Source organism: Agrobacterium sp. 719_389, assembly GCF_900188475.1.
Lineage (GTDB): Bacteria > Pseudomonadota > Alphaproteobacteria > Rhizobiales > Rhizobiaceae > Agrobacterium > Agrobacterium radiobacter.
In genome coordinates, this window is record NZ_FYEM01000002.1 from 105,794 (window position 1) to 117,448 (window position 11,655).

At 59.7% G+C, this 11,655-nt stretch carries 12 protein-coding genes; 9 read left to right on the plus strand and 3 right to left on the minus strand.

What is annotated here, in order from left to right; genetic code table 11:
• The first annotated feature begins 73 nt into the window (after nucleotides 1-73).
• From CFB10_RS04205 to CFB10_RS04220, 4 genes are all read left to right on the plus strand, one after another.
• Nucleotides 74-1,336 (plus strand): hemolysin family protein, encoded by a 1,263-nt coding sequence (locus CFB10_RS04205; protein WP_020012220.1) that lies wholly within the window; start codon nucleotides 74-76, stop codon nucleotides 1,334-1,336.
• Entirely contained in the window at nucleotides 1,336-1,953 is a 618-nt protein-coding gene (locus CFB10_RS04210) for a 5-formyltetrahydrofolate cyclo-ligase (protein ID WP_020012219.1), read from the plus strand. Before CFB10_RS04205 ends, CFB10_RS04210 begins: the two co-directional genes overlap by 1 nt.
• A 72-nt stretch (nucleotides 1,954-2,025) precedes the next feature.
• Nucleotides 2,026-2,850, plus strand: coding sequence for a TIGR00282 family metallophosphoesterase (locus tag CFB10_RS04215; RefSeq protein WP_020012218.1), 825 nt, complete (start codon nucleotides 2,026-2,028; stop codon nucleotides 2,848-2,850).
• Between the two features lie 114 nt (nucleotides 2,851-2,964).
• Nucleotides 2,965-3,807, plus strand: coding sequence for an MBL fold metallo-hydrolase (locus CFB10_RS04220; protein ID WP_020012217.1), 843 nt, complete (start codon nucleotides 2,965-2,967; stop codon nucleotides 3,805-3,807).
• A gap of 38 nt (nucleotides 3,808-3,845) precedes the next feature.
• On the opposite strand, the gene CFB10_RS04225 is transcribed toward CFB10_RS04220, so the two are convergent.
• Nucleotides 3,846-4,349 (minus strand): pyridoxamine 5'-phosphate oxidase family protein, encoded by a 504-nt coding sequence (locus CFB10_RS04225; protein WP_020012216.1) that lies wholly within the window; start codon nucleotides 4,347-4,349, stop codon nucleotides 3,846-3,848.
• A 196-nt stretch (nucleotides 4,350-4,545) separates the two neighbouring features.
• Between CFB10_RS04225 and CFB10_RS04230 the strand changes: the two genes are divergently transcribed.
• Complete coding sequence (locus tag CFB10_RS04230) at nucleotides 4,546-5,292, plus strand: YebC/PmpR family DNA-binding transcriptional regulator (protein ID WP_003523214.1); 747 nt, start codon at nucleotides 4,546-4,548, stop codon at nucleotides 5,290-5,292.
• A gap of 54 nt (nucleotides 5,293-5,346) precedes the next feature.
• On the opposite strand, the gene CFB10_RS04235 is transcribed toward CFB10_RS04230, so the two are convergent.
• Both CFB10_RS04235 and CFB10_RS04240 read right to left on the minus strand, forming a co-directional pair.
• Nucleotides 5,347-6,348, minus strand: a complete 1,002-nt coding sequence (locus tag CFB10_RS04235; protein ID WP_020012214.1) for an LLM class flavin-dependent oxidoreductase — start codon at nucleotides 6,346-6,348, stop codon at nucleotides 5,347-5,349.
• A 144-nt stretch (nucleotides 6,349-6,492) separates the two neighbouring features.
• Entirely contained in the window at nucleotides 6,493-8,802 is a 2,310-nt protein-coding gene (locus CFB10_RS04240; RefSeq protein WP_020012213.1) for a methyl-accepting chemotaxis protein, read from the minus strand.
• 247 nt (nucleotides 8,803-9,049) lie between these two features.
• On the opposite strand from CFB10_RS04240, the gene ruvC reads away from it, so the two are divergent.
• The 4 genes from ruvC to CFB10_RS04260 all read left to right on the plus strand — a co-directional run bounded on the left by ruvC (nucleotide 9,050) and on the right by CFB10_RS04260 (nucleotide 11,650).
• On the plus strand, nucleotides 9,050-9,562 hold the full coding sequence (ruvC, locus tag CFB10_RS04245) for a crossover junction endodeoxyribonuclease RuvC (protein ID WP_003506222.1): 513 nt from the start codon (nucleotides 9,050-9,052) through the stop codon (nucleotides 9,560-9,562).
• A 32-nt stretch (nucleotides 9,563-9,594) separates the two neighbouring features.
• Entirely contained in the window at nucleotides 9,595-10,212 is a 618-nt protein-coding gene (ruvA, locus tag CFB10_RS04250) for a Holliday junction branch migration protein RuvA (protein ID WP_003506224.1), read from the plus strand.
• A 127-nt stretch (nucleotides 10,213-10,339) separates the two neighbouring features.
• On the plus strand, nucleotides 10,340-11,380 hold the full coding sequence (ruvB, locus tag CFB10_RS04255; protein WP_003506226.1) for a Holliday junction branch migration DNA helicase RuvB: 1,041 nt from the start codon (nucleotides 10,340-10,342) through the stop codon (nucleotides 11,378-11,380).
• Nucleotides 11,381-11,431: 51 nt separating this feature from the next.
• Nucleotides 11,432-11,650, plus strand: a complete 219-nt coding sequence (locus tag CFB10_RS04260) for a DUF2945 domain-containing protein (RefSeq protein ID WP_081629702.1) — start codon at nucleotides 11,432-11,434, stop codon at nucleotides 11,648-11,650.
• The last annotated feature ends 5 nt before the right edge of the window (nucleotides 11,651-11,655 follow it).

The window sequence follows — 11,655 nt, forward strand, 5'->3', positions numbered from 1 at the left end:
AAAAAGGGCGCTGCGGTCAAAACCGCGACGTGCCGTTCAACAGCCCAAAGAGCTAAACTTGTTTACTGAAATTATGATCGTGGTCCTGCTCACCGTATTGAACGGTGTGCTTGCCATGTCCGAGCTTGCCGTTGTCTCCTCCAGACCGGCGAGGCTCAAGGTGCTTGCCACGCAAGGCAGCAAGGGCGCCACACAGGCGCTCAGCCTTTCTGAAAATCCCGGACGCTTTCTTTCCACAGTGCAGATCGGCATCACGCTGGTCGGCGTCCTTTCCGGTGCTTTTTCCGGTGCCACGCTCGGTGCCCGCTTCACGGCGTGGCTGCTGGAACAGGGTGTTCCCGACCGTGCCGCCGATGCGCTTGGCGTCGGCTCGGTTGTCGTCGCCATTACCTATCTGTCGCTGATCGTCGGCGAACTGGTGCCCAAGCAGATTGCGCTGCGCGATCCCGAAAAGGTCGCCGCCCGCGTCGCACCCACCATGATGCTGCTGTCCAAGGTCGGCGCGCCGCTGGTATGGCTGCTCGACAAGTCGGGCAAGACGGTTCTTGCCCTTCTCGGCCACAGCGGCGAGTCCAACGCATCGGTCACGGACGATGAAATCCGCACGGTTCTGGCAGAAGCCCATAGCGCCGGCGTGATCGAGACCGAGGAATCGGCGATGATCACAAGCGTCATGCGCCTTGCCGACCGCAATGCGCGTGGCCTGATGACGCCGCGTCGTGATGTGGAAGTGGTCGATATCGAAGACAGCGCCGAGGAAATCCGCGAGCAGCTTCGCCAGACGCAGCGTTCGCGCCTGCCGGTGCGTAACGGCGCTTCGGATGAGATTCTCGGCGTGCTTTTCGCCAAGGATGCTTTCGATGCGCTGGCCTCCGGCAAGGAGCTCAATATTCGTGAGCTTCTGCGCGAAGTTCCTGTCGTATCGGATTTGACGAGTGCGGTGGACGTCATCCAGTCGCTGCGTCGCTCCACCGTGCACATGGTGCTGGTCTACGACGAATATGGCCATTTCGAAGGTATCGTCAGCTCCGGCGACGTTCTGGAGGCCATCACCGGCGCATTCCAGGAAGATAATGACGAGGAGCCGGCCATTGTCGAGCGCGAGGACGGTTCGTTCCTCGTTGCCGGCTGGATGCCCGCCGATGAGTTCGCTTATCGCATGGGCTTCAAGATCGACGAGGATGCCGAGTTCGAAACCGTTGCCGGTCTGGTTCTGGACGAGTTCCGTCGCCTGCCGGAACTTGGTGAGCACGTCACCCGCAACGGGTGGCGTTTTGAGGTCATCGACCTCGACGGTCACCGCATCGACAAGGTTCTCGTGAGCCGGGCTGCCTGATGTCCGGCGACGTTGCCGAAAAAGCGAGACTGCGCGGCGAAAGGCTCGCCGCGCGCGATGCGCTGACGCCGACGGAGCGGCAGCAGAAGAGTCAGTCTATAACGGCACATGGCGCCTCCGACATTGCCTTTGCGCGTGGCGCCGTGATTTCCGGCTTCATGCCGATCCGATCCGAGGCCGATACACGGCCGCTGATGGAAGCATTGCGTGAGCGGGGCGGGCGTCTCGTCCTTCCCGTTGTGCTGGATCGCGAAACCATCGTCTTCCGTTGCTTTGAGGCGGATACGCCATTGGTGAAGACCGGCTTTGGCACGACCGGTCCGGGCGAGGATGCGGAGGTTCTCGATCCGGATATTCTGCTCGTGCCTCTCTCGGTCTTCGATGGGCGAGGGCAGCGGGTCGGTTATGGCGCGGGCCATTACGACCGCGCCATTGCACGGTTACACGCGAGAGGCAAACAGCCAGTTCTCATCGGCGTCGCCTTTGATTGTCAGGAAGTGCCATCCGTACCGGCGGAGCCGCATGATGTCTCGCTTCACGCCATTCTGACGGAAAGCGGCCTGCGCTGGTTTTCCGCTCCGTTGTCGATCGCCGATCGTGGACAAAAGGCGCTTTAGCACTTTTTAAAAGACGGATTACCCGCTAGAGGGGACGAAATATAGAAACATGCGCAAGATCGGGGCGGGTGAATGAGGCTTCTTTTTCTCGGAGATATGGTTGGCAAGACCGGACGCACGGCTGTCTGGGAACGATTGCCGGGGCTGATTTCCGATCTGAAGCTCGATTTTGTGATCGTCAACGGTGAAAACGCCGCCGGCGGCTTCGGTATCACCGAAGATATCTATCTCGAGACCATCAATGCCGGCGCCGATGTCGTCACGACCGGCAACCATGTCTGGGACCAGAAGGAAGCGGTTTCCTTCTGCGAGCGTCATGACCAGTTCCTCCGGCCCGCCAATTATCCTGACGGTACGCCGGGCAAGGGTTCGGGCATTTTTTATGCTCGCAACGGCGCACGCATATTGGTCGCCAACATCATGGGGCGGGTCTTCATGCATCCGGAACTGGACGATCCCTTCAAGTCTGCGGAAAACATTCTTGCCGCCTGTCCGCTGAAGGAACAGGCCGACGCCATCATCTTCGATTTCCATGCGGAAGCGACGAGTGAAAAACAGTGTTTCGGCCATTTCGTGGATGGCCGCGCGAGCTTCGTCGTCGGCACCCATACCCATGTCCCGACGGCGGATGCGCAGATCCTTAATGGCGGCACGGCCTATATGTCGGATGCCGGCATGTGCGGCGATTATGACAGCTCGCTTGGAATGGAAAAGGAAGAGCCGATCAACCGCTTCATCTCCAAAATGCCGAAGGGCCGTTTCGAGGCTGCCAGCGGGCCAGCGACGATCTGCGGCGTCGGCGTCGAAATTTCCGACCGCACCGGGCTTGCAGAAAAGATCGCGCCGCTGCGCATCGGTCCCCGGCTCTCGGAGACCCTGCCCTCCTTCTGGGCGTGATCTCTCCCTGAAGCGTTCACAATGACGAGAGTGTGAGCCTTCCGGCACTCTTGTAACTGGACGCTCCGCAAAACCTGCCTCATCCTCCCACCCTTCGCAAGTTCAGGGAGTGGCATGATGCTGCGCGTGCTAATGCTTGCAATATCGGGGCTGATCGCCTCATCAGGAGCGGCCTTCTCCCAGACGGAAAGCCGCCCGCCCATCAGTCAATGCCAGGCGATAGCCAGCAACATTCCCGGCGTCATGTTTGCGAGCTTCAATCCGCCGGGTGTTCAATTGGCTCAGGCGGCGGCGAAGGAAGAGGTGAAGATCAGCTTCATCGGCCATTCCACCTATCTGATCGAAAGCCCCGGCGGGGTAACGATCGCCACGGACTATAACGGCGTCTATCGCCCGCCCGTCATGCCGACGGTCGTAACGATGAACCGGGCGCATTCGACCCACTTCACCCTTAGTCCGGACCCTGCCATCCAATATGTGCTGCATGGCTGGAGCGATACGCCGGGAGAAAAGGCCGAACACAAGGTTCTGGTAGGCGATGTCTATATTCGCAATGTCGCAACCGATATCCGCAACCGCTGGGGCGATTACGAATCCTTTCAGGAAAACGGCAATTCCATCTTCATCTTCGAAGTTGCGGGCCTGTGCATCGGTCATCTCGGCCATCTGCATCATGAGTTGACGGATACGCATTATGCCGAAATCGGCCGCCTCGACGTGCTGATGGTGCCGGTGGATGGCGGCTTGACCATGGGCGCCGACAGCATGAGCCGGGTGGTCAAGCGCCTGCGCTCCGCGCTGATTTTGCCGATGCATCGTACCGGGCCGCCGCTGGAGCAGTTTCTCACAATGTTCGGCGAAAGTTTCCGCATTGCCTATGCGACCGACCCGGTGATCCGGGTTTCGATGAGAAACCTTCCCCGCCAGCCGCAGATACTCGTGCCGAAAGGCATGTAGCATGGCGGTGGGCGAGGAAAGATGGTGGGAGATGTTGATCAGGCAAAGTTGAGATGCTGGCGAACGCCGACATCCGGCGTCTTGTCATCCGACATGTTCGCCTTGGCGATTTCCCAGCCGAATTTGAGCGTGCTGTCCGTCGAAGCCCAGATATCGGCATCATCGACATGCAACGCCAGCATTGTCAGTTGCGGATCGCTCTTGCCATGCTCGTACCAGGCGGCCGTGACGGAATTCCAATATTCATCGATCTTGGTTTTGTCGTCGCGTACTTCAAGAACGCCTGAAAGGCACGCGTGGTAGTCATGGTCCTTGCCCACCACGCAGAAATGCGCCCGGGAACCTGATTTCAGTGACTTCACCAGATCGGTGTCTTTTTTGGAGAAGAACCAGATCGTGTTGGTCTTGGGATCAGCATGAGGCGCCATGGGCTGCATGTGATTGTGCAGGCCTTCAAGACCGAGCATGCCGGCGTGGACGGAGTTGATCTCGTCCCAGAGCTGACGGGCCGGGGCTTCTCTTGCTTCAGTCAGGCTGACCATATGTTTTCTCCTTCCGGTCTGATGCTGCGATGGAGAGAAATCATGTGCCCTTCCGCCGCGTTCATGATCAGAACGAAGAGCGGATAAATCAGTTCCTTCTGATGTTGCGGCAAGAGAAAGCGCTTGCGGGGTTGAATGGCGCGGCTATCGCAATTATAAGGCCCGCAATCTCCAAATTACGACAATCAGGTTTTCCATGGCTGGTCATTCACAGTTCAAGAACATCATGCACCGCAAGGGCAAGCAGGACTCCGTACGGTCCAAAATGTTTTCCAAGCTTGCACGCGAAATCACCGTTGCGGCAAAGACGGGCATGCCCGACCCGAACATGAACCCGCGCCTGCGTCTGGCGATCCAGAACGCCAAGGCTCAGTCCATGCCGAAGGACAATATCGAGCGCGCGATCAAGAAGGCCTCCGGCGCGGACGGCGAAAACTATGATGAAGTCCGCTACGAAGGTTACGGCCCGGGTGGCGTTGCCGTCATCGTCGAAGCCCTGACCGACAACCGCAACCGCACCGCCTCCAACGTGCGCTCCATCTTCACCAAGGCCGGTGGTGCTCTTGGCGAAACCGGTTCGGTGTCCTTCTCCTTCGACCGGGTCGGCGAAATCTCTTACAAGGCTGAAGTCGGCGATGCCGACAAGGTCATGGAAGCCGCCATCGAGGCCGGTGCAGACGATGTCGAATCCAGCGAAGACGGCCACACCATCATCTGCGGTTTCGAAGCGATGAACGAGGTGTCCAAGGCGCTGGAAGGCGTGCTGGGTGAAGCCGAAAGCGTCAAGGCCATCTGGAAGCCGCAGAATACGGTGCCGGTGGATGAGGAAAAGGCGCAGTCGCTGATGAAGCTCATCGACAATCTCGAAGACGATGACGACGTACAGAACGTCTATTCCAACTTCGAAGTATCCGAAGAAATTCTCGCCAAGCTTTCTGCCTGACGTTTCAGATTTCAAAAAAAAGCCCCGGCAGCGATCCGCTCCGGGGCTTTTTGTTTACGCGGCCTTTTTTATGGAGGTTCGCACGTCTGCGAAAATCTCGACCGACCGCAGCCGCTTTTCGATGTCATGGATCGGCATCGAGACAATGAGTTCATCCGCCTGCGTTTCCGCAAGGAAGCCGTCGAGATGGCGTTGGATCGTCTCAGGCGAGCCGACGGCCGCGAAACGCAACGTGTGTTCGACAGAGAAACGCTCCATCTCGTTCCAGTAGTCATCCATGCTGTGCACGGGTTTCGGAAACTGCGTGCGCACATTGCGGCGCAGGTTGACGAATTGCTGCTGCGAGGAGGTGAAGAGATGCTGCGCCTCCTCATCCGTATCGGCGCCGACACCCATTACGCCCACCATCACATAGGGCTTGTCCAGCACTTCAGAGGGCTGGAAGCGCTCGCGATAGATATGGATCGCTTCCATCAGCATATCGGGCGCGAAATGCGAAGCGAAGGAATAGGGCAGGCCAAGCGCTGCGGCGAGATGCGCGCTGTAGGTGCTGGAGCCGAGCAGCCAGAGCGGCACGTTGGAATTCATGCCCGGTACGGCAAGGATTGCCTGATCCGGCTGCGGCGGACCAAGATAACGCTGGAGTTCGACGATATCGTGCGGGAAGTTTTCCGCGCCAGCATCAAGGTTGCGGCGCAGGGCTCGCGCCGTGCGCATATCGGTTCCCGGAGCGCGGCCCAGACCGAGATCAACGCGGCCGGGAAGGAGCGCTGCAAGCGTGCCGAACTGCTCGGCGATGACAAGCGGGGAATGGTTGGGCAGCATGATGCCGCCGGAACCGACGCGAATATGTTTCGTGGCCGCGCCCACATGGGCAATGACGAGCGACGTTGCCGCGCTGGCAATGCCCGGCATGCCGTGATGCTCTGCCAGCCAGATGCGGTTATAGCCGTGTTCTTCGGCCTTGATCGCCATTCGGCGGGAATTTTCAAGCGCCTCGCTGACGCTCTCGCCTTCGCCGATCGGCGAAAGGTCGAGAATGGAAAAGGGTATCATCCGACGCTCCTGCGAAATTTAAATCTTTGCTGCGGATGTAAGGCGCGTGTCCCGATTTACCAGTGAAGTCGCGCAGAATTGAAGGATGGTTCAAAAAAATTGGGGCCTCCGAAGAGGCCCCGGTCTTTTGCCGGCTGGCCTGTCTCAACCCGCCCGCCTGAATTGCCTGTTCGCGCGATGTCCAGTGGCCTCGTTCTCAGGAGCCAATACGAACTGTCCGAGCCTGCCGTCCATTTCACCCGCTTCGGAAGCGAGATTGTGAATGGCGGCCGTCGTTTCTTCCACCATGGCGGCGTTCTGCTGGGTCATGGTGTCGAGGCTGGTGACGGTACTGTTGATTTCCGAAAGCGTGTGCGCTTCCTCGCGGGTAGACTCCATGATCTCTTCGATACGCGTGCTGATGGTCTGCACGTGTTTGCCGATGCCGGTCAGCGAAGCGCCTGCCTTTTCCACCAGCACCACGCCCGAGGAAACCTCGTCGGTGGAGCGTTTCAGCAGGCTGGTGATTTCCTTTGCGGCGGCGGCCGAACGCTGCGCCAGTTCGCGCACTTCCTGGGCCACGACCGCAAAACCCTTGCCTGCGTCGCCTGCGCGCGCCGCCTCCACGCCGGCATTCAGCGCCAGAAGGTTGGTCTGGAAGGCGATTTCGTCAATGACGCCGATGATCTGGTTGATCTGGCGTGACGAGGTCTGGATCGCCTCCATGGCGGCGATGGTCTGTTCCATCACGCGGCTGGATGCCGTCGCCTCCGTGCTGGCGTCGCGGGCGATCCGCGTTGCCTGTTCGGCGCGTTCGATCTGGTCGCGGACGGCTTCGGTGATCGCCTTGATGGCGCTTGCCGTTTCGGTAATGGAGGCTGCCTGCCGTTCGGTGCGTTCTGCGAGCTGGTCGGCTCCCACCCGCATTTCCTCGGAGCCGCCACGAATGGCGGCGGAATTGCCGCCGATGGCCTGCATGGTTTCGCTGAGCCGGGCAAGCGCGGTGTTGAAGTTATGGCGCAGGCTTTCGAGATCGTCGGGGAAGACGGTCTCGATGCGATAGGCGAGGTTGCCATTCGCCAGCCGGTCCAGCCCCTCATCCAGAGACTGCACGACCATTTGCAGGGCGCCTGCTTCCGCCTCCCGTTCCGCAAGATGCGCGCGCCGGGCCGTTTCGGCTTCTTCCCGTGTGCGGGATGCGGTCTCTTCCATGTCCCGCTGCAGGATGAGTTTTTCACGGAAACTGCCGAGCGCACGCGCCATGCGGCCGATCTCGTCCTTTCGATCCTGATTGCCGATCTCCGCATCGAGGCGGCCTGCGGCCACTTCGCCCGTCAGTCCGGCAAGCTTTTCCAACGGTGCGAAGAGACGCCGCGCGAAAAAGGCCGTCGCCGCGCACATGGCGGCCAGAACGCAAAGGCCGATCACGGCAAGCGTGCCGGCAATCGAGATGGAGCCGGCGTTCAACTCGCTGCGCAGCATGCTTTCCACCGCGAGATATTTTTCGTCGGCGAAGGAGAAGGGACGGGCATAGGCATTGGCTTCGCCATCCGCGCGGTCGATCTTGGCGATGGTCATGCCCGCCGCGTTCAGGGCCTTTCCGTGGAAATCGTAGATGGCCGGATCAAGGCTGACCAGCCTTTCGCCCTCAACACCGATAGCCTTGCCATCGGCTGATATGATCGCGGATTGTTCCGAACTGCCCGCCGCGATGCCTTTCGTCAGGATCTGGCTGAAAACGCCTTCCTTGACCTGGAAGAGGACGATGCCCTTGAACGCGCCGAATTTGACAACCGGAACGCCGAAATAAATACCGGCCTCTTTCGTGGCCGCATCGATGCGCAGGCCGGAGAAACTGGTCTGCGCCACGTCGTTGACCGCCTTTTCGGCGTTCGCCGCGCCGCGCGCGAAGGCCGTACCAAGGCCGCTTTCCGCCCAGGCGCCGCCCTTGACGGTTTCCCCGAAGGCCGGTCCCTTCAGATAGGAATAATAGACCGTACCGGCGGGGTCGATGAAGAGAACATCGCTGAACGGCGTTCCCTTGATATAAGCGCCGATATCCGTCTGGGTCTTCTCATGGGTGGAGTAATAAAAGCCGCTGGGGCTTTCCGGCTTGATCAGCTTTTCCTTTTCGCCGAAGGGGTTTTCCTTGACGAAGACGCGCTGAAGTTCCGCTTTTGCGTCGCCGGAGTTTTTCTGCACGGTGGCCCAGCCGCTGCGCATGGAGACAACAGCCATCTGCAGGGATTCGATCTTGGCAATGGAATCCGCCTGAGTTTTCAGCTGCTCAAGGCGTTCCTGAAGCATGTCGCCGCGGAAAACCAGAATGCTTTCCATGGATCTCGACGCCTGCTCCTCAAGAACGCCGCTGCTGCTTTGATAGCCGAGAAGCGTCAGAGCCCCGGTCGAGATCGCCATCAGCGCCAGGAAAATCGCCAGCACTTTGGTGGATATGGAATGAAAACGGTTCAGCATGGCCGATGCAGCCCCCAATGCCGGATCAGTTCCCGCGCCATGCATGGATGGCGCCATCGGACGGCTGATATGGCGAACATGTTGTGCTGCGGATCATCATGTCCGCAGCTCCCCTTTTTTGATTTTGTGGGGAACAATGCGGTACGCGGTTTAAGCAGAGGTAAATGCTGCACTGCAAATTTGATCAATGTTGTCGTTTTGTTCACTTATCGCTGGCAGGGTCGCAGCCGGAAAGATAAGGTGCCTCATGCAAAAGACGATTCGAATCATCGGCATTGACCCCGGATTGCGGCGCACCGGATGGGGTGTCATCGAAACCCTTGGCAACAGCCTTCGGTTCGTCGCCTCCGGTACCGTGACATCGGACGGCGATATGGATCTCGCCTCCCGGCTGTGCCAGCTGCATGACGGGCTGGCTGACGTCGTGCACAGCTACCAGCCCGACGAAGCGGCGGTGGAGCAGACTTTCGTGAACAAGGATGCTGTTGCCACTCTGAAACTCGGTCAGGCGCGCGGCATCGCCATGCTGGTTCCGGCGCGGGCAGGATTGCCGGTGTTCGAATATGCGCCGAATGCGGTCAAGAAGGCCGTCATCGGCGTCGGGCACGGCGAAAAGCAGCAAATTCACATGATGCTGAAAATCCTGATGCCGAAGGCCGAATTCAAGGGTAACGATGCGGCGGACGCTCTCGCCATCGCAATCTGCCACGCGCATAATCGCGGCGGTGACAGGATGGCGCGGCTCTTGGCGGCTGGTTGAATATTTGAAGTCTCATTGCAGCGGGCGGCATTATGATCGGAAAACTGAAGGGCAGCATCGAGGAAATCGGCGCGGATTACGTGCTGGTGGACGTGCACGGCGTCTGTTACGTCGCCTATTGTTCGGCGCGCACGCTGTCGAAAATCGGCTCCGTCGGTGAGGCGGTGGTGCTGTTCATCGAAACCTATGTGCGTGAAGACCAGCTGAAGCTCTTCGGCTTTCTTTCGGCGCTGGAGCGGGAATGGTTCAACCTGCTGCAGAGCGTGCAGGGTGTGGGCTCGAAAGTGGCCCTGGCCGTTCTTTCCACGCTGTCGCCCTCCGAACTCGCCAATGCCATCGCGCTTCAGGACAAGGTGATGATTTCGCGTGCGCCCGGCGTCGGGCCTAAGGTGGCGGTGCGTCTTGTGACCGAACTTCGCAACAAGGCGCCCGCCTTTGCGGGGGAAGCTTCCGCTTCGATCGGCCTCAAGCAGGAGCTTGGCGAAGGCGTTGCTTCCGCGCCGGTGGCGGATGCTGTTTCCGCGCTCACCAATCTCGGCTATTCGCGCGACCAAGCCGCCAATGCGGTTGCTGCCGCGCTGAAGAATGGCGGGGAGGGCGGCGACAGCGCCAAGCTTATCCGTCTCGGGCTGAAGGAGCTTTCGCGGTAAGGACCGTCTGGCATGCGGACGTGGAGCCGCGTTTATCGTGAATTTCGTGAAGCGTATTGATGCGATAGTCGTGATATAGGGGCGACGACCACCTGATGAATTCGGTTAGAACAATGGAATGCCCTGAATGAGCGATGCGGAGAGACTGATTACCCCGGAAAAGCGCGGTGAGGACATCGACACCACGCTGCGCCCGCAGTCGCTGGATGATTTTACCGGCCAGGCGGAGGCCCGTGCCAATCTCAAGGTGTTCATCGAGGCCGCCAAGAACCGCGGCGAGGCGCTGGATCATGTGCTGTTCGTCGGCCCGCCCGGCCTCGGCAAGACCACGCTGGCGCAGATCATGGCCAAGGAACTTGGTGTCAACTTCAAATCCACTTCCGGGCCTGTCATCGCCAAGGCGGGTGATCTCGCCGCACTTCTCACCAATCTGGAAGAGCGCGATGTGCTCTTCATCGATGAAATCCACCGCCTCAATCCGGCAGTGGAAGAAATCCTTTATCCTGCCATGGAGGATTTCCAGCTCGATCTCATCATCGGCGAGGGGCCGGCGGCGCGCTCGGTGAAGATCGATCTTTCCAAATTCACCCTCGTTGCCGCCACCACCCGTCTCGGCCTCTTGACGACGCCGCTGCGTGATCGCTTCGGCATTCCGGTCCGCTTGGCCTTCTACACCGTCGACGAACTGGAGCTGATCGTTCGGCGCGGAGCGCGGCTGATGGGGCTGAATATGACCGATGAGGGTGCGCGCGAGGTGGCAAGGCGGGCGCGTGGCACGCCGCGCATCGCCGGGCGGCTGTTGCGCCGTGTGCGCGATTTCGCCGAGGTGGCGCGGGCGGAAGCCGTCACCCGTGAGATCGCCGACGAGGCTTTGACGCGGCTGCTGGTCGACAAAATGGGTCTCGACCAGCTCGACATGCGTTATCTCACCATGATCGCCGTCAATTTCGGCGGCGGCCCTGTTGGCATCGAAACCATCGCCGCCGGCCTCTCGGAGCCGCGCGATGCGATCGAGGACATCATCGAGCCCTATATGATCCAGCAGGGTTTCATCCAGCGCACACCGCGCGGGCGCATTCTGACTGCAACAGCCTGGAAACATCTGGGCATGCAGCCGCCCAAGGATATCGAGGCGGCGCAGTTCCGTCTGACGCTTGAGGATGACTGAGGGAACAAACCCGGCTTGCCGGCTTTGATCGTCTTTGGCACGGAGATGGTCATGTCTGGATATCGCAAGGGTACGAAGGTCCGGTGGAACTGGGGCAATGGCACCGGTGAAGGTAAAATCGTCGAGACTTTCACTGACGATGTCGAACGCACCATCGCCGGTTCCAGAATAAAGCGGAAAGCAAGCAGGCAGGAGCCTGCCTATCTGATCGAACAGGAAGACGGCGCGAAGGTTCTGAAAAGCAGATCGGAGCTTGAGCGTGTCGATTGAACGAC

Excerpts from the sequence above, each read along its gene's own strand:
- CFB10_RS04205 (WP_020012220.1), top strand. The coding sequence starts at position 74 with ATGATCGTGGTCCTGCTCACCGTATTGAACGGTGTGCTTGCCATGTCC.
- CFB10_RS04210 (WP_020012219.1), top strand. The coding sequence starts at position 1,336 with ATGTCCGGCGACGTTGCCGAAAAAGCGAGACTGCGCGGCGAAAGGCTC.
- CFB10_RS04215 (WP_020012218.1), top strand. The coding sequence starts at position 2,026 with ATGAGGCTTCTTTTTCTCGGAGATATGGTTGGCAAGACCGGACGCACG.
- CFB10_RS04220 (WP_020012217.1), top strand. The coding sequence starts at position 2,965 with ATGATGCTGCGCGTGCTAATGCTTGCAATATCGGGGCTGATCGCCTCA.
- CFB10_RS04225 (WP_020012216.1), bottom strand. The coding sequence starts at position 4,349 with ATGGTCAGCCTGACTGAAGCAAGAGAAGCCCCGGCCCGTCAGCTCTGG.
- CFB10_RS04230 (WP_003523214.1), top strand. The coding sequence starts at position 4,546 with ATGGCTGGTCATTCACAGTTCAAGAACATCATGCACCGCAAGGGCAAG.
- CFB10_RS04235 (WP_020012214.1), bottom strand. The coding sequence starts at position 6,348 with ATGATACCCTTTTCCATTCTCGACCTTTCGCCGATCGGCGAAGGCGAG.
- CFB10_RS04240 (WP_020012213.1), bottom strand. The coding sequence starts at position 8,802 with ATGCTGAACCGTTTTCATTCCATATCCACCAAAGTGCTGGCGATTTTC.
- ruvC (WP_003506222.1), top strand. The coding sequence starts at position 9,050 with ATGCAAAAGACGATTCGAATCATCGGCATTGACCCCGGATTGCGGCGC.
- ruvA (WP_003506224.1), top strand. The coding sequence starts at position 9,595 with ATGATCGGAAAACTGAAGGGCAGCATCGAGGAAATCGGCGCGGATTAC.
- ruvB (WP_003506226.1), top strand. The coding sequence starts at position 10,340 with ATGAGCGATGCGGAGAGACTGATTACCCCGGAAAAGCGCGGTGAGGAC.
- CFB10_RS04260 (WP_081629702.1), top strand. The coding sequence starts at position 11,432 with ATGTCTGGATATCGCAAGGGTACGAAGGTCCGGTGGAACTGGGGCAAT.